The organism is Arenimonas donghaensis DSM 18148 = HO3-R19, assembly GCF_000743535.1.
Taxonomy (GTDB): Bacteria; Pseudomonadota; Gammaproteobacteria; order Xanthomonadales; family Xanthomonadaceae; genus Arenimonas; species Arenimonas donghaensis.
Genome location: NZ_AVCJ01000043.1, coordinates 73,438 through 93,520 on the forward strand (window position 1 = coordinate 73,438; position 20,083 = coordinate 93,520).

Annotated in this window: 17 protein-coding genes; 5 read left to right on the top strand and 12 right to left on the bottom strand. The window is 68.9% G+C overall.

Annotation, left to right across the window (positions count from 1 at the left end):
• Positions 1-8: 8 nt before the first annotated feature.
• Entirely contained in the window at positions 9-860 is an 852-nt protein-coding gene (locus tag N788_RS11190; protein WP_034225095.1) for a glycosyltransferase family 2 protein, read from the bottom strand.
• A 133-nt stretch (positions 861-993) separates the two neighbouring features.
• Between N788_RS11190 and pilB the strand changes: the two genes are divergently transcribed.
• From pilB to coaE, 4 genes are read left to right on the top strand one after another with little or no spacing between them, the layout of a single operon-like run.
• The gene (gene pilB / locus N788_RS11195) at positions 994-2,718 is read left to right on the top strand and encodes a type IV-A pilus assembly ATPase PilB (protein ID WP_034225097.1); all 1,725 of its coding nucleotides are present in this window, start codon (positions 994-996) and stop codon (positions 2,716-2,718) included.
• Between the two features lie 3 nt (positions 2,719-2,721).
• Positions 2,722-3,972: a type II secretion system F family protein gene (locus tag N788_RS11200; protein ID WP_034225098.1), complete on the top strand. Its 1,251-nt coding sequence runs from the start codon at positions 2,722-2,724 to the stop codon at positions 3,970-3,972.
• 6 nt (positions 3,973-3,978) lie between these two features.
• On the top strand, positions 3,979-4,845 hold the full coding sequence (locus N788_RS11205; protein WP_034225100.1) for a prepilin peptidase: 867 nt from the start codon (positions 3,979-3,981) through the stop codon (positions 4,843-4,845).
• Between the two features lie 4 nt (positions 4,846-4,849).
• Positions 4,850-5,488 (top strand): dephospho-CoA kinase, encoded by a 639-nt coding sequence (gene coaE / locus N788_RS11210; RefSeq protein WP_034225102.1) that lies wholly within the window; start codon positions 4,850-4,852, stop codon positions 5,486-5,488.
• Between the two features lie 17 nt (positions 5,489-5,505).
• Here the strand turns inward: coaE and N788_RS11215 are convergent, their stop codons facing one another.
• The 3 genes from N788_RS11215 to N788_RS11225 all read right to left on the bottom strand — a co-directional run bounded on the left by N788_RS11215 (position 5,506) and on the right by N788_RS11225 (position 10,256).
• Complete coding sequence (locus tag N788_RS11215; RefSeq protein ID WP_034225104.1) at positions 5,506-6,456, bottom strand: Nudix family hydrolase; 951 nt, start codon at positions 6,454-6,456, stop codon at positions 5,506-5,508.
• Between the two features lie 9 nt (positions 6,457-6,465).
• On the bottom strand, positions 6,466-9,207 hold the full coding sequence (gene secA, locus N788_RS11220) for a preprotein translocase subunit SecA (protein WP_034225106.1): 2,742 nt from the start codon (positions 9,205-9,207) through the stop codon (positions 6,466-6,468).
• Between the two features lie 134 nt (positions 9,208-9,341).
• On the bottom strand, positions 9,342-10,256 hold the full coding sequence (locus N788_RS11225; RefSeq protein WP_051924600.1) for a M23 family metallopeptidase: 915 nt from the start codon (positions 10,254-10,256) through the stop codon (positions 9,342-9,344).
• Between N788_RS11225 and N788_RS11230 the strand changes: the two genes are divergently transcribed.
• Entirely contained in the window at positions 10,255-10,746 is a 492-nt protein-coding gene (locus N788_RS11230) for a DciA family protein (protein WP_051924601.1), read from the top strand. The two genes, N788_RS11225 and N788_RS11230, sit on opposite strands and share 2 nt — an antisense overlap.
• A 77-nt stretch (positions 10,747-10,823) precedes the next feature.
• Here N788_RS11230 and lpxC read toward each other — a convergent pair whose 3' ends face one another.
• From lpxC to ftsW, 8 genes are all read right to left on the bottom strand, one after another.
• Complete coding sequence (gene lpxC, locus N788_RS11235) at positions 10,824-11,735, bottom strand: UDP-3-O-acyl-N-acetylglucosamine deacetylase (protein ID WP_034225110.1); 912 nt, start codon at positions 11,733-11,735, stop codon at positions 10,824-10,826.
• A gap of 288 nt (positions 11,736-12,023) precedes the next feature.
• On the bottom strand, positions 12,024-13,259 hold the full coding sequence (gene ftsZ, locus N788_RS11240; protein ID WP_034225112.1) for a cell division protein FtsZ: 1,236 nt from the start codon (positions 13,257-13,259) through the stop codon (positions 12,024-12,026).
• 82 nt (positions 13,260-13,341) lie between these two features.
• Complete coding sequence (gene ftsA / locus N788_RS11245; RefSeq protein ID WP_034225114.1) at positions 13,342-14,577, bottom strand: cell division protein FtsA; 1,236 nt, start codon at positions 14,575-14,577, stop codon at positions 13,342-13,344.
• Positions 14,574-15,293 carry a cell division protein FtsQ/DivIB gene (locus N788_RS11250; protein ID WP_051924602.1) on the bottom strand — a complete coding sequence of 240 codons (720 nt, stop codon included), beginning with the start codon at positions 15,291-15,293 and terminating at the stop codon, positions 14,574-14,576. Before N788_RS11250 ends, ftsA begins: the two co-directional genes overlap by 4 nt.
• Positions 15,290-16,258, bottom strand: coding sequence for a D-alanine--D-alanine ligase (locus N788_RS11255; protein WP_034225116.1), 969 nt, complete (start codon positions 16,256-16,258; stop codon positions 15,290-15,292). The genes N788_RS11250 and N788_RS11255 overlap by 4 nt, the downstream gene beginning before the upstream one ends.
• Positions 16,255-17,697, bottom strand: coding sequence for a UDP-N-acetylmuramate--L-alanine ligase (murC, locus tag N788_RS11260; protein ID WP_034225248.1), 1,443 nt, complete (start codon positions 17,695-17,697; stop codon positions 16,255-16,257). The genes N788_RS11255 and murC overlap by 4 nt, the downstream gene beginning before the upstream one ends.
• A complete protein-coding gene (murG, locus tag N788_RS11265) occupies positions 17,697-18,782 on the bottom strand; it encodes an undecaprenyldiphospho-muramoylpentapeptide beta-N-acetylglucosaminyltransferase (protein WP_034225118.1) in 1,086 nt (361 codons plus the stop codon). Before murG ends, murC begins: the two co-directional genes overlap by 1 nt.
• Complete coding sequence (gene ftsW / locus N788_RS11270; protein ID WP_034225250.1) at positions 18,779-20,080, bottom strand: putative lipid II flippase FtsW; 1,302 nt, start codon at positions 20,078-20,080, stop codon at positions 18,779-18,781. The genes murG and ftsW overlap by 4 nt, the downstream gene beginning before the upstream one ends.
• Between the last annotated feature and the right edge of the window lie 3 nt (positions 20,081-20,083).

The following is a 20,083-nucleotide window of genomic DNA, read 5'->3' on the forward strand; positions in this document are numbered from 1 at the left end:
TCAACTCACTACTCACGCCGGTAGGTCAAGGAGGTGATCTGCTCCGATACCAGCCCGATGAGGAAGATGATCACGGCGGCACTGAAAAGCAGCGTGCTCATGTTGGTGAACCGGTTCATCGTGATGTAGGTGTATGCGTAGTAACTCAGCCCGGTCAGGAAAAACGCCACCGCCGTCGGCGCGAACAGCTTGAGCGGTGAATAAAGCGTGGCGATCTTGAAAATGATCAGCAGGAACCGCACGCCGTCGCGCAGCGGGCGGATGTGGCTGTTCTGGCCCACCCGCCTGGCCACCTGCACGGGCACGTAGGCCACCGGGTAGGCGCTCCGGAAGAAGGCCATGGTGCAGGTGGTCGGGTAGCTGAACCCATTGGGCAGCAGGTGCAGGAAATCCCGGAACTTGGTGGCGTTCACGGCCCGGAAGCCGGAGGTCAGGTCCTTGATGGCATGGCCCGTCATCCAGGTGGCCAGCCGGTTGTACAGCCCGTTGGCGAAGCTTCGGCCCACGCTTGCCTGGCCGCTGCCGTCCCGCGCCGCCACCACCATGTCGAAGCCCTCGTCCAGGCGCGCCAGCAGCCCCGGAATATCCCCGGGGTCATGCTGGCCGTCCGCGTCCATGAACACCAGGGTCTCCCCCTGGGCCGCCCGGGCCCCGCGCTTGATCGCCGCCCCGTTGCCCATCGAATACGGGGAGCCCAGCACCTTTGCCCCGGCGGCCCTGGCCACCTCGGCGGTTTCGTCCGTGGAACCGTCATCCACCACGATCACTTCGGCGTCGGGCAACACCCGGAACAGGGCCGGCAATGTCCTGCGCAGGCCCTCGGCCTCGTTCTTGGCAGGGAGGATGACGCTGATCTTCATGATTTCCCCGGATGCGACTGATTTTGGGGTACTTTACACGGACGCCCGGCGGCCGGGAGCCGGCCCCCAGGGGGCTGGCCAGCCTGCCGTTTTGGGTTAGAGTGGCCGCGATGGCGCGGCTCGGGGAGGAAGGGTGAACGCCAACGCAACTGCCAATCTGGTGGGTATCACCGGCATCGCCCGGCGCCTGGTGCTGGACGGGCACCTGGCCGAGGCCGATGCCCGCAAGGCGCTGGACGAGGCGACCAAGGCCAAGCAGCCGGTCTCGCGCTACCTGATGGACAAGAAGCTGGCCACGTCGGCGCAGATCGCCGGGGCCAACGCGGTCGAGTTCGGCATGCCGCTGTTCGATGCCACCGCCCTGGACCTGAACCAGGCCGCCACCAAGCTCGTCAGCGAAGAACTGATCAACAAGCATGTGGCCCTGCCGCTGTTCAAGCGCGGCAACCGGCTGTTCGTGGGCATTTCCGACCCCACCAACACCCGGGCCCTGGACGAGATCAAGTTCGCCGCCAACCTCACCGTCGAACCCATCCTGGTCGACGAGGACAGGCTCAAGAAAACCATCGACCAGGCCCTGACGGCCTCGGATTCGATGGGCGACGCCATGGAGGACGCCGAGGGCCTGGAAAACCTCGAGGCCACCGGCGGCGACGACGACACCGCCGACAACCTGGCCGACTCCAAGGGCAGCGACGACACCCCGGTGGTGCGCTTCGTCAACAAGGTGCTGCTCGACGCGATCAAGCGCGGCTCGTCGGACATCCACTTCGAACCCTACGAAAACGAGTTCCGGGTGCGCCTGCGCATGGACGGCATCCTGCGCAACGTCGCCAAGGCCCCGGTGAAGCTGCACCAGCGCATCACCGCCCGCCTGAAGGTCATGGCCTCGCTGGACATCGCCGAGCGCCGCCTGCCCCAGGACGGCCGCATCAAGCTCAACATCTCCAAGACCCGGCAGATGGACTTCCGCGTCTCCACCTGCCCCACCCTGTTCGGCGAAAAGGTGGTGCTGCGCCTGCTCGACGGCAGCGCCGCCAAGCTGGGCATCGACAAGCTGGGCTACGAAGACGACCAGAAGCAGATCTACCTCGACGCCCTGGCCAAGCCCTACGGCATGATCCTGGTCACCGGCCCCACCGGCTCGGGTAAAACCGTGTCGCTGTATACCGGCCTGAACATCCTCAACACCGAGGAACGCAACATCTCCACCGCCGAGGACCCGGTCGAAATCCGCGTCCCGGGCATCAACCAGGTGCAGATGAACGTCAAGAAGGGCATGACCTTCGCCGCGGCCCTGCGCAGCTTCCTGCGACAGGATCCGGACGTGATCATGGTCGGCGAAATCCGCGACCTGGAAACGGCCGAGATCGCCATCAAGGCGGCCCAGACGGGCCACCTGGTGCTCTCGACCCTGCACACCAACGACGCCCCCCAGACCGTCAGCCGCCTGATGAACATGGGCATCGCGCCCTACAACATCACGTCCTCGGTCACGGTCATCATCGCCCAGCGCCTGGCCCGTCGCCTGCACGACTGCAAGCAGCCCGTGCAGCTGCCGGAAAACGCCCTGCTGGCGGAAGGCTTCACCGCCGAAGACATCGCCCAGGGCATCACCCTGTACGAACCCGTCGGCTGCGACGACTGCAACGACGGCTACAAGGGCCGCGTGGGCATCTACCAGGTGATGCCCATGGCCGAGAACATCCAGAAGATCATCCTCGAGGGCGGCAACGCCCTCCAGATTGCCGAGGCGGCCGAACAGGCCGGCGTTCGAGACCTCCGCAAGTCTGCCCTTTGGAAGGCCAGGCAGGGCGTCACCAGCCTGGCCGAAGTCAATCGCGTGACCAAGGACTAAACCATGGCGACGACCGCACTCAAGGCGAAAGCCCCCGCTACGCGCACTTCCGAGATGCAGCAGTTCATCTGGGAGGGCACCGACAAACGCGGCGCCAAGATGAAGGGCGAGACCTCGTCCAAGAACGCCAACCTGCTCCGCGCGGAACTGCGCAAGCAGGGCATCAACCCGACGGTGGTCAAGACCAAGTCCAAGCCGCTGTTCGGCGCCGCCGGCAAGGCGGTTTCCCCGCGGGAAATCGCGGTGTTCAGCCGCCAGATCGCCACCATGCTGCAGTCCGGCGTGCCGATGGTGCAAAGCTTCGAGATCCTGGCCACCGGCCAGAAGAACCCGCGCATGTCCAACATGCTCACCGACATCCGCGACAACATCGCCGGCGGCAGCTCGCTCAGCGAGGCGATGGCGCGGCACCCGGTGCAGTTCGACCTGCTCTACCGCAACCTCACCCGCGCCGGCGAACAGGCCGGCGTGCTCGACACCGTGCTCGACACGGTCGCCACCTACAAGGAACGCACCGAAGCCCTGAAGGGCAAGATCAAGAAGGCGCTGTTCTATCCGGCCGCCGTCATCGCGGTGGCGATCCTGGTCAGCGCCATCCTGCTCATCTACGTGGTGCCGCAGTTCGAAGCCGTCTTCCAGGGTTTCGGCGCCGACCTCCCGGCCTTCACCCAGATGATCGTGAACGCCTCGCGTTTCATGACCAGTTACTGGTGGCTGGTGCTGCTGATCGCCGTCGGTTCGGTGGTCGGCTTCATGTTCATCTACAAGCGCTCGGAAGCCCTGCAGCGAACGCTCGACCGCCTGATGCTCAAGCTGCCGGTCATCGGCCAGATCCTGCACCAGTCCGCCATCGCGCGGTACGCCCGCACCCTGGCGCTTACCTTCAAGGCCGGCGTGCCCCTGGTCGAAGCGCTTGAAACCGTGGCCGGCGCCACCGGCTCGATCGTCTACAACGACGCCGTCAAGCGCATCCGCGAAGACGTGTCCGTGGGTTACCAGCTCAACGTCGCCATGCGCCAGGTCGGCATCTTCCCGCACATGGTGGTGCAGATGACCGCCATCGGCGAAGAGGCCGGCGCCCTGGACACCATGCTGCTGAAGGTGGCCGAGTTCTACGAACAGGAAGTCGACAACTCCGTCGACGCCCTGACCAGCCTGCTCGAGCCCTTCATCATGGTGGTCATCGGCATCCTGGTCGGTGGCATGGTGATCGGCATGTACCTGCCGATCTTCAAGCTCGCTGCCACGGTCTGATCGTCCATGCTTGAAGCGCTACAGGCCTCGGCGGCCCTTTCGGCCGCCGTTGCGTTGGCCTTCGGCCTGCTGGTCGGGAGCTTCCTGAATGTCGTGATCCTGCGCCTGCCGCCGCGGCTCGAATGGCAGTGGCGGCGCGACAGTCGCGAGATCCTCGAACTCCCGGAACAGTACGAACCGGCACCGCCCGGCATCGTCGTGCAGCGTTCGGCCTGCCCCAAATGCGGGCACCGGCTGGCACCCTGGGAAAACATCCCCGTGGTCAGCTTCCTCCTGCTGCGCGGCCAGTGCCGGGGCTGCGGCAGCCCGATCTCCTGGCAGTACCCGATCGTCGAGCTGGCCACCGGCCTGCTGTTCGCAGCCTGCCTGTGGCGTTTCGGCTTCGGTGCCGAAGGCCTGGCTGCGCTGGTCTTCACCGGCCTGCTGGTGGCGATGTCGGGCATCGACCTGCGCACGACCCTGCTGCCCGACCAGCTCACCTATCCCCTGCTCTGGATCGGCCTGGGCCTGGCCACGTTCACGCTGTTCGTGTCGCCGGTGCAGGCCATCTTCGGCGCCCTGGCCGGCTACCTGAGCCTGTGGAGCGTGTACTGGGCCTTCAAGCTGCTCACCGGCAAGGAAGGCATGGGCCACGGCGACTTCAAGCTGCTCGCCGCCCTGGGCGCCTGGTGTGGCGTCGGCGGCATCCTGCCGATCGTGCTGATGTCGTCCTTCATCGGCGCGATCGTCGGCAGCCTGTGGCTCGCCCTGCGCGGCCGCGACCGTGCCACGCCCATCCCCTTCGGCCCCTTCCTGGCCGCGGCCGGCTGGGTGCAGCTGATCTGGGGACCGCAGATCCTGCAGGCCTACCGCGACTTCAGCGGCCTGAACTGAGCCGATGGCTGGCGTCCTGGTCGCGGTGACGGGCGGGGTGGCCTCGGGCAAGTCCGCGGCCACGCGTGTCTTTGAATCGCTCGGCGTCGCCGTGATCGATGCCGACGTCGCCGCACGCGCGGTGGTCGAGCCGGGGCAGCCGGCGCTGGCGGCGGTGGCCGGACGCTTCGGACCCTCCGCCCTCGGCCCGGACGGCCGCCTGGACCGGGCAGCAATGCGCCAACGCGTGTTCGCCGACCCCCAGGCCCGGGCCGACCTGGAAGCGCTGCTGCACCCGCCCATCCGCGCCTGGCTGCGCCAGGCCTGCGCCGAAGCACCCGGGCCCTACGCCGTGGTCGCGATTCCGCTGCTGGCCGAAGGCGGCGGCCGCGCCGCCTACCCCTGGCTGCAGCGCATCCTGGTCATCGACGTGCCCGAGGCGGTGCAGATGGCGCGACTGCAGGCACGCGACGGCGCGGACGCCGCCCTGGCGCGCAAGATGATCGCGGCCCAGGCCTCGCGCAGGCAGCGGCTGGCGATGGCGGACGACGTGGTGGTCAACGATGGCTCGTTGGCGGATCTTGAGGCGGCGATCCAGCGCCTGCACCTGCAGTACTCCGCTCTTGTGGGAGGGACTTCAGTCCCGAAGGCTTTTCGGGACTGAAGTCCCTCCCACAGGGTTTAGCGGGGCCAAAAGGCGCGGATGCCGGCGACGCCCTGGGCGCCGTGCCTGCGGGCCGTGGCGACGTCGGCGGGGCGCAGGCCGCCGATGGCGTAGATCGGCAGTGACACCGCCTCACGTAGCCGTGAGAAGCGCTCCCAGCCCATGGGGGCCGCCTCGGGATGGCTCCCGGTGGCGCGCAGCGGGCCCAGCACCGCGAAATCCAGGCCCAGGGCCTCGGCCTGTGCCAGCTCATCGGCGTCGTGGCAGGACGCCGCCACCACCTGGCCTTCGGGCAGGGGGCGGGCGGACAGGGCCATCAGCTGCCGGGCCGGCAGGTGCAGGCCGATGCCCAGGTCGGCGGCCAGGCCGGCTTCGCCGTTGACCAGCAGGTCGGCCCCGACGGCCTTGCAGCGGGTGCGGGCATCCATGGCCAGGTCGGCCAGGACCTGGGGCTTCAGGCCCCGCGTGCGCAACTGCACGCGGCGGGCGCCGGCGGCCAGGGCCTTGTCGAGCTGGGCCAGCCAGGCGGCGGGTTCCAGGGTCTCCTGGCTCACCAGGTAGCGCGGCGGCTGGCTCAGCACCGCCACCACCGGGCGGTCGGCGGGCGGCATCGGGTAGCCATGCAGTTTTTCCAGCGGCGACCAGGCCAGGGCCTGGCGCTCGCGACCGCGCGGGGTGCCGTCGTAGGCATCCACCGTGTAGACGTCCAGCACGATGCGCTTGTCAGGATAGGCCTGCGGCACCGCGACCAGGGGCACGGCGTCCAGGACGCGGATGCCGAGTTCTTCGTGCAGTTCGCGATCCAGCGCCTCGCGCGGGCTTTCCCCCGGCTCGACCTTGCCGCCCGGGAATTCCCAGGCGCCGGCCAGGTCGCGCCCGGCGGTGCGCCGGGCCAGCAGGATGCGGCCACGGGCGTCCCGCAGGACGGCCGCGACCACGTGTACCGGTTTAGGTCGGTCGCCGGGCATGCGCTCGGCTCAGTCCAGCTTCCCGTGGCACTGCTTGAACTTCTTGCCGCTGCCGCAGGGGCAGGGATCGTTGCGGCCGACCTTGGGGCCTTCGCGGGTCGACGGGGCCAGCACGCCCCGGCCCTCGGCAGCCAGGGCCTGGGCCTGTTCGGCTTCGTCCTCGGTGCCGTAGCCGCCGGTGTCCGGGTGCTGGAACTGCATCTTGTTGGCCTGGGCAGCCGCGCGCTGGCGCTCGGCCGCTTCCATCGCGGCGACCTCTTCCTCGCTGCGGATGCGGACACGGGCCAGCATGGAAACCACTTCCTGCTTCACCTTGTCGAGCATCTGCGTGAACAGCTCGAAGCTCTCGCGCTTGTACTCCTGCTTGGGCTGCTTCTGGGCGTAGCCGCGCAGGTGGATGCCCTGGCGCAGGTAGTCCATGCGCGCCAGGTGTTCCTTCCAGTTCTGGTCGAGCACGTTGAGCATCAAGTGCTTTTCCAGGTGGCGCATCATCTCGTCGCCAAGCTGCGCTTCCTTGTCGGCGAACAGCTTCTCGCCGGCTTCCAGCACCAGGGTCAGGATGCGCTCGTCGTCGATCGCTTCCTCGGTGCCGGCGGGACCCTGCAGGTCGACCACCACGCCGAATTCGTCGGCCAGGCTGCGTTCCAGGCCCGGCAGGTCCCACTGTTCGTCCACGGACTCGGCCGGCACGAAGCGGCGCACGGTTTCGGTGAGCACGTCTTCGCGGATGGCGACGATGGCGTCGTTCACCGAATCGGCTTCCAGCAGTTCGTTGCGCTGCTGGTAGACCACCTTGCGCTGGTCGTTGGCGACGTCGTCGAAGTCGAGCAGGTTCTTGCGGATGTCGAAGTTGTGCGCCTCGACCTTTCGCTGGGCGTTCTGGATCTGCTTGGTCACCAGGCCGGACTCGATGACGTCGTCCTCCTTCATGCCCATGCCGCGCATGGCCTTTTGCACCCAGTCGGCGGCAAAGATGCGCATCAGGTTGTCTTCCAGCGACAGGTAGAAGCGGGACGAACCCGGGTCACCCTGTCGGCCGGAGCGGCCGCGCAGCTGGTTGTCGATGCGGCGGCTTTCGTGGCGCTCGGTGCCGATGATGTGCAGGCCGCCGAGGGCCTTCACTTCGTCGTGGCGCTTTTGCCACTCCGACTTCACCCGCGCCTTGTCCATCTCGCTGGCGTCTTCGCCCAGCGCGGCCAGTTCGGCGTCGAGCGAGCCGCCCAGCACGATGTCGGTACCACGACCGGCCATGTTGGTGGCGATGGTCACCGCCTTCGGGCGGCCGGCGTTGGCGACGATCTGCGCCTCGCGCTCGTGCTGCTTGGCGTTGAGCACTTCGTGCGGGATGCCGGCGTCCTTGAGCTGCCTGGCCAGCAGTTCCGAGGTCTCGATCGAGGTGGTGCCGACCAGGACCGGCTGGCCGCGGCCGTAACACTCCTTGATGTCCTCGGCCACGGCCTTGAACTTGGCCGGGCGGGCCAGGTAGACCAGGTCGGGATGATCCTTGCGGATCATCGGCCGGTGGGTCGGGATGACCGCGACCTCCAGGCTGTAGATGGTCTGGAACTCGTAGGCCTCGGTGTCGGCCGTGCCGGTCATGCCGCCCAGCTTGCCGTACATGCGGAAGTAGTTCTGGAAGGTGATCGAGGCCAGGGTCTGGTTTTCGCGCTGGATCGGCACGCCTTCCTTCGCCTCGACCGCCTGGTGCAGGCCGTCCGACCAGCGCCGACCGGCCAGGGTACGGCCGGTGAATTCATCGACGATGATGACCTCGCCGTCGCGCACGATGTAGTCGACGTCGCGCTGGTAGATGGCGTGGGCGCGCAGGGCGGCGTTGAGGTGGTGCACGACCGCCAGGTTGTTGCCCGAGTACAGGCCGTCGTCCTCGCCGATGATGCCGGCCTCGCGCAGCAGCTGCTCGGCGTGCTCCATGCCCTGTTCGGACAGGTGCGCCTGCTTGCCCTTTTCGTCGACCCAGTAGTCGCCCTCGCCCTGCTCGGATTCCTGCTTGACCAGCTTGGGAACCAGGCGGTTGACCTTGACGTAGAGCTCGGGCGATTCGTCGGCCGGGCCGGAGATGATCAGCGGCGTGCGGGCTTCGTCGATGAGGATGGAGTCGACTTCATCGACGATGGCGAAGTTCAGGCCCCGCTGGAAGCGGTCGTCCTTGCCCAGCGCCATGTTGTCGCGCAGGTAGTCGAAGCCGAATTCGTTGTTGGTGCCGTAGGTGATGTCGGCGCCGTAGGCACCCTTCTTGTCCGAATGCGGCATGCCCGGGTAGACCACGCCCACCGACATGCCCAGGAAGTTGTAGAGCTTGCCCATCCAGGCCGAGTCACGCCGGGCCAGGTAGTCGTTCACCGTGACCACGTGCACGCCCTTGCCCGACAGCGCATTCAGATAGGTCGGCAGGGTCGCGACCAGGGTCTTGCCCTCGCCGGTGCGCATTTCGGCGATGCGGCCCGAGTGCAGCACCATGCCGCCGATCAGCTGGACGTCGTAGTGGCGCAGGCCCAGGGCCCGGCGGGAGGCTTCGCGGCAAACCGCGAAGGCCTCGGGCAGCAGGTCGTCGAGGCTGGTGCCGTCGGCGACCCGGGCCTTGAACTCGTCGGTCTTGGCCCGGAGGGCGGCATCGTCGAGCTTTTCGAGCTCGGGCTCGTAGGCGTTGATCCGGGCGACGTTCTTCTGGAACTGGCGCAGCAGGCGCTCGTTGCGGCTGCCGAAGATGCGGGTGAGCAAGCTGTTGAGCATTGGGAAAGCCGGTTGGGGAGCGCCGGGCGCTCGCGCGGAAATGAAGAAGGCCGCGGCGGCCCCTGGCGGGGCGTCGCGGCCGTCTAGTCTAACGTGGGGACGGGGACGGGGGTATCAAGCCCCGTCCGGGGGCCTCAACCGCGGGCCCGGTCCAGGTAGTTGCGCGGGTTGACCTGGCGGCCGTTGAGGGTCACCTCGAAGTGCAGGTGCGAGCCCGTGGAACGGCCGGTGGAGCCGACCTTGGCGATCATCTGGTCGGCGCGCACGACGTCGCCGGCCTTCACCAGGTTGGCCTGGTTGTGGGCATAGCGGGTCTTGTAGCCGTTGCCGTGGTCGATCTCGACGACGTTGCCGTAGCCATTGCGCCAGCCCGAGAAGCTGACCACGCCCTCGGCGGCCGCGGTGACCGGGTCGCCCATGTTGGCGTCGATGTCGATGCCGGCGTGGTGGGCGCGGCCGCGACCGAAGGGGTCGCTGCGGCTGCCGTAACGCGAGGAGATGTAGCCCGGGGCCGGCATGCGGTGCGGGGTGGCCTGGCTGTCCACGCGCTGGTTGAAGAGCATGGATTCAAGCACCGACAGCTGGCGGCCGGAGTGTGCGAACTGGGCCTCGAGGGCGTCCAGGCTGCCCAGCAACTCCATGGACGGCACGTCTTCGGCGGACTCGGAGCCACCCTGGCCGGGCAACTCGCTGAAATTGAACTCGCCATCCTTGAGCTTGCCGACCTGGGTGAGGCGGTCGCCCAGGGCGTTGAGGCGGTTGGCCTGGGCCTGCAGCTCGCCGACGCGGGCGGCGATGGCGTTCACTTCAAGCTGGGCTTCGTCGCGGGCCGCGACCAGTTCGATCGCCTGTTGGTCGAACTCGGCCTGCAGACGGGCGATCTCGGCCTTGGCGGCGCCGTCGGCGCCGCGGGTCAGGAAACCAGCCGTGAAGGCCAGGCCCAGCACCAGGGTGACCGCGCCAATCGCCGTGGCGGCGACCTTGGGCTGGTCGAACGCCAGTTTTTTTGGCGACCGGAGGAAATTTGCTGCGATGATGACATTCATCATGTCTAAGTCATTCAAACCTTTCGTCCGCGGCGCCACACCACCCGCCCCCCTGCCCCCGCGCGCCCTCGAGGCGCTGTCCGGGACCGGGTTGGCCAGCGTGGTCGAACGCGCCCGTTGGCTGGGCGAACTCGACCCCGTGCTTCGCCAGAGTCTCCCCGCCACCTTGGCCAGCCAATGCAAGTTGGCCAACGTGGATGACAAGTACTTGGTGTTCCTGGTCAGCGCCCCGGTCTGGAAAGCCAAGCTGCGGCTGCATGCCGACGCCTTGCTGGGCGCGGCGGCCGCGGCCGGGCTCAAGGCCAGGACGCTGGTGGTGAAAGTGGCGCCACCGGAACCCGCCATCCCCGCGGGAAACGGAACAGCCAGGCCACTCTCCGAGGCAGTCCGCGATTCACTGCGGGCCACCGCCCAGTCGGTTTCGGATCCGGGACTGCGCGACCAGCTTCTGCGGCTGGCTGGGTCGCCCCGGAAAGACACCGACGGGGCATGATGCCCCGGCAGGCGGAGCATGTCGTTAACCTGGAGTTAAAGCTGCGTTAAGACGCGTTAAGAAGCGTGACGCAGTTCTCAGACGGCCTGCGCCGGGTGAGCGTACGAGATCGGCGCCAGGGCCGGGTCCTCGAAGGTCACTTCTTCCCAGGCCGAGGTATCGGCCAGCAGGGTGCGCAGCAGCTGGTTGTTGAGCGCGTGGCCGGACTTGTAGCCGTAGAAGGCGCCAATCAGGCTGTGGCCCAGCAGGTACAGGTCGCCGATGGCGTCCAGGATCTTGTGCTTCACGAACTCGTCCTCGTAACGCAGGCCGTCGTCGTTGAGCACGCGGTAGTCGTCGAGCACGATGGCGTTGTCCATCGAACCGCCCAGGGCCAGGTTGCGCTCGCGCAGGAACTCGATGTCCTTCATGAAACCGAAGGTGCGCGCGCGGCTGACTTCCTTGACGAAGGAGGTCGTGGAAAAGTCGATCTCGGTGCTCGAGGTCGCCTTGTTGAAGATGGGGTGGGCGAAGTCGATGGTGAAACCGACCTTGAAGCCTTCGAACGGCTCGAACCGGGCCCACTTGTCCCCGTCTTCGACCTTGATCGGCTTCTTGATGCGGATGAAGCGCTTGGCCTTTTCCTGCTCTTCGATGCCCGCCGACTGCAGCAGGAACACGAAGGGACCGGCCGAACCGTCCATGATCGGCACCTCGGCCGTGGACAGGTCCACGTAGGCGTTGTCGATGCCCAGGCCGGCCATGGCCGACAGCAGGTGCTCGATGGTCATGACCCGCACGTTGCCTTCCACCAGCGCCGTGCACAGGCTGGTGTCGCCGACCTTTTCGGCCTTGGCGTGGATTTCCACGGGCTGGTCGAAGTCCACGCGCCGGAAGACGATGCCGGTATCGGGCGCAGCCGGTCGCAAGGTCATGTAGACCTTTTCGCCGCTGTGGAGACCGACACCCGTGGCGCGGATGACATTCTTTAAAGTGCGTTGTCTGATCATCTTGAAGCGTTCTCCGGGGCAGGAGCGCGCAAAACCGTCGAGGACGATAGCACACCGCGGAACAAACGAAAACCTAACATTCAAACAGTTGTATTGATTTTGCAACCTTGTTCAGGTTCCCGGGGTGGAAAAGGGCCCGCCGGGCCAGCCGGCGGGCCAAGATTTCCTGTTCCCCCCTGGGGACACGCGCCGCGGGCCAGGCCCGCGGGTCCCACGCGGCCGACCCTCCAGGTCGGCCGTTGGCGGGCCGGCCGGCGCCTGGTCGGGCGCCGGGGACCGCCGTCTCACTCAGTCGGCCTGGCGACGCAGGAAGGCCGGGATGTCCAGGTAGGCGTGCTCATTGGACAGCTCGCCCAGCGCGGTCGCCGTGCCCGAGGCCGGCTCGCTGGCCTGGACCCGGCCCGAGGAACGCAGGCCCAGGTGGTTGGCACCCGGCATCGCGGTGCCATTGGCCTGGGCCGTGGCCGCCTCGTCCACCATGCCGGTGGTGGCGTTGCGTACCAGCTTGACCGGCGGCCGCTGGGCTTCGCGCTCCGGGGTCCGGACCGGCTGGCGCACGACGCCGCGGTTCAGGCCCGTGGCCACCACGGTCACCCGCACCTCGTCCTGCATCTCCGGGTCCAGCGAGGTGCCGATGACCACCGTGGCGTCCTCGGACGAGAAGTCCTCGATGATGCGGCCGATCTCGTCGAACTCTGCCATGGTGAAATCCGGGCCGGCGGTGATGTTGACCAGAACGCCGTTGGCACCGGACAGGTTGACCTCGTCAAGCAGCGGGTTGGAGATGGCGGCCTCGGCGGCGGCCTGGGCGCGGTCGTCGCCGCGGGCGATGCCGGTGCCCATCATCGCCAGGCCCATTTCGGACATGACGGTACGCACGTCGGCGAAGTCGACGTTGATCAGGCCCGGGCTGACGATCAGGTCGGCGATGCCCTTCACGGCGCCCAGCAGCACGTCGTTGGCGGCGCGGAAGGCCTGCACCATGGTCGCCTGGCGGCCGAGCACGGTAATCAGCTTCTCGTTGGGGATGGTGATCAGCGAGTCGCAGTGGTGGCTCAGCTCCTCGATGCCCTTGAGCGCCACCTGCATGCGCCGGCGACCCTCGAACGGGAACGGCTTGGTGATGACCGCGACGGTCAGGATGCCCAGCTCCTTGGCCAGCTGCGCCACCACCGGCGCCGCGCCGGTACCGGTGCCGCCGCCCATGCCGGCGGTGATGAACACCATGTCGGCGCCCTCGAGCGCCTCGACGATGCGCTCGCGATCCTCGAGCGCGGCCTGGCGGCCGACCTCGGGGTTGGCGCCGGCGCCCAGGCCCTTGGTGACGTTGCCGCCAAGCTGCAGCTGCAGCTTGGCGCCGCACTGCTTGATGGCCTGCGCGTCGGTGTTGGCGGTGATGAACTCAACGCCCTCCACGCCCGCGTTCACCATGTGCGCGACGGCGTTGCCACCGCCGCCGCCGACGCCGATGACCTTGATCACCGCATTGGGTGCCAGCTTTTCGATCAGTTCAAAATGTGCCATGTCCTCGTCCTCCGTGATTCGAATCCAGGGTTTGTCTTGTTTTGTTTTTGCTTTGGTGTTGCCCGTGCATCCATGACGTCGTTCAGAACTCACCTCGGTACCAGTTCTTGAACTTCGTCCAAATCGTCCCGGCCTTGCCCACCGACAGCGTCGGCCGGCGCGGGTGTTCAATCTGGCTGCCCCAGAGCAGCAGGCCGACGCCGGTGGCATGCACCGGGTTGCCGACCACCTCGCCCAGGCCGGACACGTGCTGGGGAATCCCCACCCGCACCGGCATGTGCAGCATTTCCTCGGCCAGCTCGACCACGCCTTCCATGCGCGAGGCGCCGCCGGTGAGCACCAGGCCGGCGCGCACCAGTTCCTCGAAACCGGAACGGCGCAGCTCGGCCTGGACGAGCTCGAAGATTTCCTCGTAGCGGTTCTGCACCGCTTCGGCGAGCGCCTGGCGGGCCAGGCGACGCGGCGGGCGGTCGCCGACGCTGGGCACCTGGATCGACTCCTCGGCGGTGGCCAGCTGGGCCAGCGCGCAGGCGTAGCGAACCTTGATCTGTTCGGCCTCGGGCGTGGGCGTGCGCAGCAGGTGGGCGATGTCGTTGGTGACCTGGTCGCCGGCGATCGGCAGCGAAGCCGAGTGGCGGATCGCGCCCTGCACGAACACCGCGATGTCGGTGGTGCCGGCGCCGATGTCCACCAGCACCACGCCCAGTTCCTTTTCGTCGGTGGTCAGCACGGCGGTGCTCGACGCCAGGGCGCTCAGGATCAGGTCGTCCACCTGCAGCCCGCAGCGCTGCACGCACTTGCTGACGTTGCTGGCCGCCGACTGGGCGCCGGTGACCAGGTGCGCGCGCACTTCCAGCCGCACGCCGGACATGCCGACCGGGTTGCGGATGCCTTCCTGCGAGTTGTCGACGATGTATTCCTGGGCGATGGCGTGCAGGATCTTCTGGTCGGCGGGCACGGCCACGGCCTTGGCGGCCTCGAGCACGCGGTCGAGGTCGGCGTAGGTCACTTCGCCGCCCGCCACCGGCACGATGCCCGGCGAGTTGCGGCACTGGGTGTGGCTGCCGGAGATCGAGGCGTACACCGACCGGATTTCGCAGCCGGCCATCAGTTCGGCCTCTTCGACGGCCCGCTGGATCGACTGCACGGTGGACTCGATGTCCACCACCACGCCGCGCTTCATGCCGCGCGACTCGTGCGAGCCGATGCCGATCACCTCGATCTCCTGGCCCGGCGAGTACTCGCCCACCAGCGCCGTCACCTTCGAGGTGCCGATGTCCAGTCCCACGATCAGCGACTTGTCACCCTTGCGATTCATGCACTTGTTTCCTTTTCGACCGCGACGTCTTCCCAGACGATCGCGAAACCATTCGTGTAGCGAAGATCCGCGCGCGCCACCCGGCGCGCCGGGTCCCGGCGCAGCTGCGGCAACATCCGCGCGAAGCGGGCCAGTCGCGCCTGCGGGTCGCCGCGGCCGGCTTCGATCCGGGTGCCGTCGTCGAGCACCAGCTCCCAGCTGCCGCGGGCGCTCAGCCGCACCTGTTCGACCTGCAGGCCCAGCGGCAGGAACAGCGGCCGGGCCAGGCTGTGGAAGGACATCAGTTCACCGACCCGGGCTTCCGGCCCGTCGAACAAAGGCAGTCCGGCGCCGGCGCCCGGCGCGGCGGCGAACAGCAGGCCGTCCTCGCTGAGCATCCGGCCGTCGGCCCAGCGCGCCACCGGCGTGTGTTCGCTCAGGTGCACTTCCAGCCGGTCGGGCCAGCGCTTGCGCACTTCCACCCGCTCGACCCAGGGCAGGCCGGCGACGTCGTCGCGCACGCCGTCCAGGTCGACGGCGAAGAAGCCGCGCTGCACGTGCGGCAGCACCGCCTCGCGCACGGCCGCTTCGTCGACCTGGCGGAACTCACCGGTCACGGCCAGCCGCCGCATCGGCCAGCGATCCCCGGCGATCCAGCCGTTGAGCACGGCCACCACCGGCAGCGCGACCAGGCCGATGGCCAGGGTCCAGGCGGCAATGCGGACCAGGGCGCTCATGCGTGGCTGCCCTCCCCGTCCGCCAGGCTGGTCTCGAGCACGCGCCAGCACAGGTCCTCGAAGGGCAGGCCCATCTCACGGGCGGCCTTGGGCACCAGCGAGTGGCTGGTCATGCCCGGCGCGGTATTGACCTCGAGCAGCCAGTTGTTGCCGTCGGCATCGCGCATCACGTCGACGCGGCCCCAGCCGCGGCAGCCGACGGCGCGGAAGGCCGCCAACGCCAGTTCTCGCATCGCCAGTTCGTCGTCGCCACGCAGGCCCGGGCACAGGTACTGGGTGTCGTCGGCCTGGTACTTGGCGTGGTAGTCGTAGTACTCGCCGGCCGGCACGATGCGGATCGACGGCAGCGCGATCTCGCCCAGCACGCCGACGGTGTATTCGCCGCCGGTGACCAGTTGCTCCATCAGCAGTTCGCCGGGGTAGCGTGCCGCCAGCGCGACCGCGTCATCGAGACCGGATTCGTCGAAGACGCGGGTGATGCCCACGCTCGAGCCCTCGCAGGCTGGCTTGACGATGACCGGCAGGCCGAGTTCGCGGGCGGCGTCATGTACCGCGGCGCCCTTGGCCAGGCGCACGTAGCGGGGCGTCGGCAGGCCCAGGGCCAGCCAGACCTGCTTGCTGCGGATCTTGTCCATCGCCAGCGCCGACCCGAGCACGCCCGAGCCGGTGACCGGCACGCCCAGGGCTTCGCACAGGCCCTGCAGCACGCCGTCTTCGCCGCCGCCCTTGTTGCCGTGCAGGATGTTGAAGACGCGGTCGAAGCGCTTTTCCACCAGCGCCGACACCAGGGCGGGAATGCCGTCGACGGCATGGGCATCGACGCCGCGCGCGCGCAGGGCCTCGAGCACGTTGCCGCCCGATGCCAGCGACACCTCGCGCTCGGCGCTGGTGCCGCCCATCAGCACCGCGACGCGGCCGAAGCCGGCCGGGTCGGTGAGGCGCGGCGCGGGGAAGACCTGGTTCATGCCTGCGGCTCCGTCGGGCTGCCCGGGATGCCGTGCGCGGCCAGGTCGGCGATGACCGCGCCGATGTCGCCGGCGCCCATCACCAGCAGCAGGTCGCCGTCCTCGAGCACGTCGGCAAGCACCGCCGGCAGTTCGCGCACCGGGCCGGCCAGCACCGGGTCGATGCGGCCGCGGGCGCGGATGGCGCGGGCCAGGGCCTTGGCGTCGGCGCCGACGATCGGCGCTTCGCCGGCCGGATAGACATCGGCCAGCACCACGGCGTCGGCGCTGGACAGCACCGCCGCGAAATCGTCGAACAGGTCGCGGGTGCGGCTGTAGCGATGCGGCTGGAACGCGACCACCAGCCGGCGGTCCGGCCAGCCGCCGCGGGCGGCCGCGAACACCGCCTCGAGCTCGCGCGGATGGTGGCCGTAGTCGTCCACCAGCAGCGCCTTGCCCCGACCGAAGTCGAGCTCGCCCTTGATGTTGAAGCGGCGCCCGATGCCCTCGAATTTCTCCAGCGCGCTGGCGATCTGGGCGGGCGTCACGCCCAGCTGCCAGCCGATCGCGGCCGCGGCCAGGGCATTGAGCACGTTGTGCTGGCCGGGCAGGTTCAGGGTGACCGCCTGCGGCGCGGCTTCGGGCAGGTGCAGGGTGAAGCGCGTGGCCGGGCCGTCCTGGCGCAGGTCGCTGGCGCGCACGTCGGCTTCCGCACGCAGGCCGTAGGTGACCAGGTGGCGCGGCGTGCGTTCGGCCAGCGCCGCCACTTCCTCGTCGTCGATGCACAGCACGGCCAGGCCATAGAAGGGCAGCCGGTGCAGGAATTCGTCGAAGGCGGCCTGCACGCGGGCAAAGTCGCCGCCGTAGTTTTCCAGGTGGTCCGCGTCGATGTTGGTCACCACCGCGACCAGCGGGTTCAGGCGCAGGAAGCTGCCGTCGCTTTCGTCGGCCTCGGCCACCAGCCACTGGCCCCCGCCCAGCCGGGCATTGGCGCCGGCCGACAGCAGCTGGCCGCCGATGACGAAGGTCGGATCGAGCCCGCCTTCGCTCAGCACGCTGGCGACCAGCGAGGTCGTGGTGGTCTTGCCGTGCGTGCCGGCGATGGCGATGCCGCGCTTGAAGCGCATCAGCTCGGCCAGCATCTCCGCGCGCGGCACCACGGGGATCCGCTGCTCACGCGCCGCCATCAGCTCCGGGTTGTCGGCGCGGATGGCGCTCGACACGACCACGACGTCGACGTTGGCGACGTTGCCGGCGGCATGGCCGCGGAACACGCTGGCGCCCAGGGTGACCAGGCGGCGGGTGGCGGCGGAATCGGCCGCGTCCGAACCCGAGACCTGGTAACCCAGGGTCACCAGCACCTCGGCGATGCCGGACATGCCGACGCCACCGATGCCGATGAAGTGCACGCGCGGGAAGGCGCGGGCCAGGTCGCCGGTTTCCTGCAGGCGACGGCGGATCATGCGCGGGCCTCCTGGATGACGATGTCGGCGACGCGGCCGGCGGCGTCGGCATGGGCGATGCCGCGCGCAGCGGCGGCCATCGCCTGGCGGGCGTCGGCATCGGGCAACAGGCGGGCGGTGGCGGCGGCCAGGCGCTGTGCGAAGCCCTCGCCTTCCGGCACCAGCACGGCGGCGCCGGCGCCGACCAGGTAGTCGGCGTTGCGGGTCTGGTGGTCGTCCACCGCCGCCGGGAAAGGCACCAGGACCGAACCCACGCCGGCGGCGCAGAGTTCGGCCAGGGTCAGCGCGCCGGCGCGGCAGACCACCAGGTCGGCCCAGGCGTAGGCGTCGGCCATGTCGGCGATGAAGGCTTCGACGCTGGCGGTGACGCCGGCGGCGTCGTAAACGGCGCGGGTGGCGTCGGCATGGCGCTCGCCGCACTGGTGGCGCACCTGCGGACGCTGGTCGGCCGGCAGGCCGGCCAGGACCTGCGGCAGGACCTGGTTGAGTGCATGCGCGCCCTGGCTGCCGCCCAGCACCAGCAGGCGCGCCGGGCCGCTGCGACCGGCCAGGCGCTCGGCCGGCACCGGCAGCGCGGCGATTTCCGGGCGCACCGGATTGCCCACCACTTCGGCGCGGCCTTCGGCAAAGCTGCCGGGGAAGCCGCAAAGCACGCGACGGGCCAGGCGCGACAGCACGCGGTTGGTCAGGCCCGGGGCACGGTTCTGTTCGTGCACCAGCAGCGGGCGGCGCAGCAGCCACGCACCGATGCCACCGGGGCCAGCGGCGTAGCCGCCGAAGCTGATCACCGCGCGCGGCTGCAGCCGACGCAGGATGGACAGCGCCTGGACCAGCGAGCGCAGCAGCAGGAACGGCGCCTTGACCAGCGCCAGCCTGCCCTTGCCCCGCAGGCCCTTGACCGAGATCGTTTCAATGGCGATGCCGGCGGGCGGCACCAGCCGGGTTTCCATGCCGCCGGCCGAACCGAGCCACACCACCGGCACCGCGCGCTCGCGCAGCGCCCGGGCCACGGCCAGTCCGGGGAAGATGTGGCCGCCGGTACCACCGGCGAGGATCAGCACGGGTGCGGAGACGGCGCTCATGCGACGGCTCCGATCTTGGGTTCGATGCGACCGCGGCCGCCGCGCACGCCGGCCGGTGGCGCCACGGCGGCGGGCGACTGCGCCGCCGGCCGGGCATCCGGCGCCGGTTCGTCTTCGGCGTGGCCACTGCCACCGCGCAGGCGTGCGACCTGGCGCTCGGCGCGATCGAGCTCGTAGCTCACCCGCAGCAGCAGGCCGATCGCGGTGCAGGTCACCAGCACGCTCGAACCACCCGACGAAATCAGCGGCAGGGTCAGGCCCTTGGTCGGCAGCAGGCCGAGGTTGACGCCGATGGACACGAACGACTGCAGGCTGATCCACAGGCCGACGCCGAAGGCGCAGAAGCCGGCGAAATAGCGCCGCATCTCCACCGCCCGCAGGCCCAGCCGGAAGGTGCGCCAGCTGAACAGGGCGAACACACCGATGATGGCGACCGACCCGGCGAATCCCAACTCCTCGGCGCTGACCGAGAAGATGAAGTCGGTATGCGCCTCGGGCAGGTAGAACAGCTTCTGCACGCTGCCGCCGAGGCCGACGCCGAACCATTCGCCGCGACCAATCGCGATCAGCGCCTGGGTCAGCTGGAAGCCGTCGTTGAACGGGTCCTGCCACGGGTCGAGGAAGGACTTCAGGCGCGCGACGCGATAAGGCGCGGCGACGGCGACCAGCGCCAGCACCGGCAGCGCCAAAGCGCCGATGGCGGCCAGGTGGGCGATGCGGGCGCCGCCCAGCCAGACCATGCCGCCGGTGATCGCCAGGATCAGCGCGGCCGAGCCGAAGTCGGGCTGCACCAGCAGCAGCAGCACCAGGAAACCCGCCACGCCCAGCGGCTTGAGCAGGGTGGACCACTTCTCGCCGATGTCGTCGCGGTAGCGCACGACGTAGCTGGCCAGCCAGACGATCAGCAGCAGCTTCACCGCCTCGACCGCCTGGAACTTGGACACGCCCAGGTTGATCCAGCGCTGGGCACCGTTGACCGTGTGGCCGATGCCGGGCATGAACACCAGGCCCAGCAGCACGATGCAGCCCAGCAGCAGCAGGTGGTTGTAGCGCTCGATCAGCTTGAGTTCGGTGCGCATCAGCGCGAACGCGAGCGCGCCGCCCAGGACCAGGAACACCACGTGCCGGACCAGGAAGTGGAAGGGGCCGACGTCGAGTCCCTCGGCGATCGCGATCGAACTCGAGCCGACCATCACCACGCCAAACCCCGCCATCAGCAGCGCCAGGCCCAGCAGCACCGGGTCGTAGCGGCCGTCGAGCTGCTCGAGCTTGGTGGCCTGGCCGGCGCGGTCGTCGATTCG

Coding starts and splice junctions, on each gene's coding strand:
- N788_RS11190 (WP_034225095.1), bottom strand. CDS start 860: ATGAAGATCAGCGTCATCCTCCCTGCCAAGAACGAGGCCGAGGGCCTG.
- N788_RS11200 (WP_034225098.1), top strand. CDS start 2,722: ATGGCGACGACCGCACTCAAGGCGAAAGCCCCCGCTACGCGCACTTCC.
- N788_RS11205 (WP_034225100.1), top strand. CDS start 3,979: ATGCTTGAAGCGCTACAGGCCTCGGCGGCCCTTTCGGCCGCCGTTGCG.
- coaE (WP_034225102.1), top strand. CDS start 4,850: ATGGCTGGCGTCCTGGTCGCGGTGACGGGCGGGGTGGCCTCGGGCAAG.
- N788_RS11215 (WP_034225104.1), bottom strand. CDS start 6,456: ATGCCCGGCGACCGACCTAAACCGGTACACGTGGTCGCGGCCGTCCTG.
- secA (WP_034225106.1), bottom strand. CDS start 9,207: ATGCTCAACAGCTTGCTCACCCGCATCTTCGGCAGCCGCAACGAGCGC.
- N788_RS11230 (WP_051924601.1), top strand. CDS start 10,255: ATGTCTAAGTCATTCAAACCTTTCGTCCGCGGCGCCACACCACCCGCC.
- N788_RS11225 (WP_051924600.1), bottom strand. CDS start 10,256: ATGATGAATGTCATCATCGCAGCAAATTTCCTCCGGTCGCCAAAAAAA.
- lpxC (WP_034225110.1), bottom strand. CDS start 11,735: ATGATCAGACAACGCACTTTAAAGAATGTCATCCGCGCCACGGGTGTC.
- ftsZ (WP_034225112.1), bottom strand. CDS start 13,259: ATGGCACATTTTGAACTGATCGAAAAGCTGGCACCCAATGCGGTGATC.
- ftsA (WP_034225114.1), bottom strand. CDS start 14,577: ATGAATCGCAAGGGTGACAAGTCGCTGATCGTGGGACTGGACATCGGC.
- N788_RS11250 (WP_051924602.1), bottom strand. CDS start 15,293: ATGAGCGCCCTGGTCCGCATTGCCGCCTGGACCCTGGCCATCGGCCTG.
- N788_RS11255 (WP_034225116.1), bottom strand. CDS start 16,258: ATGAACCAGGTCTTCCCCGCGCCGCGCCTCACCGACCCGGCCGGCTTC.
- murG (WP_034225118.1), bottom strand. CDS start 18,782: ATGAGCGCCGTCTCCGCACCCGTGCTGATCCTCGCCGGTGGTACCGGC.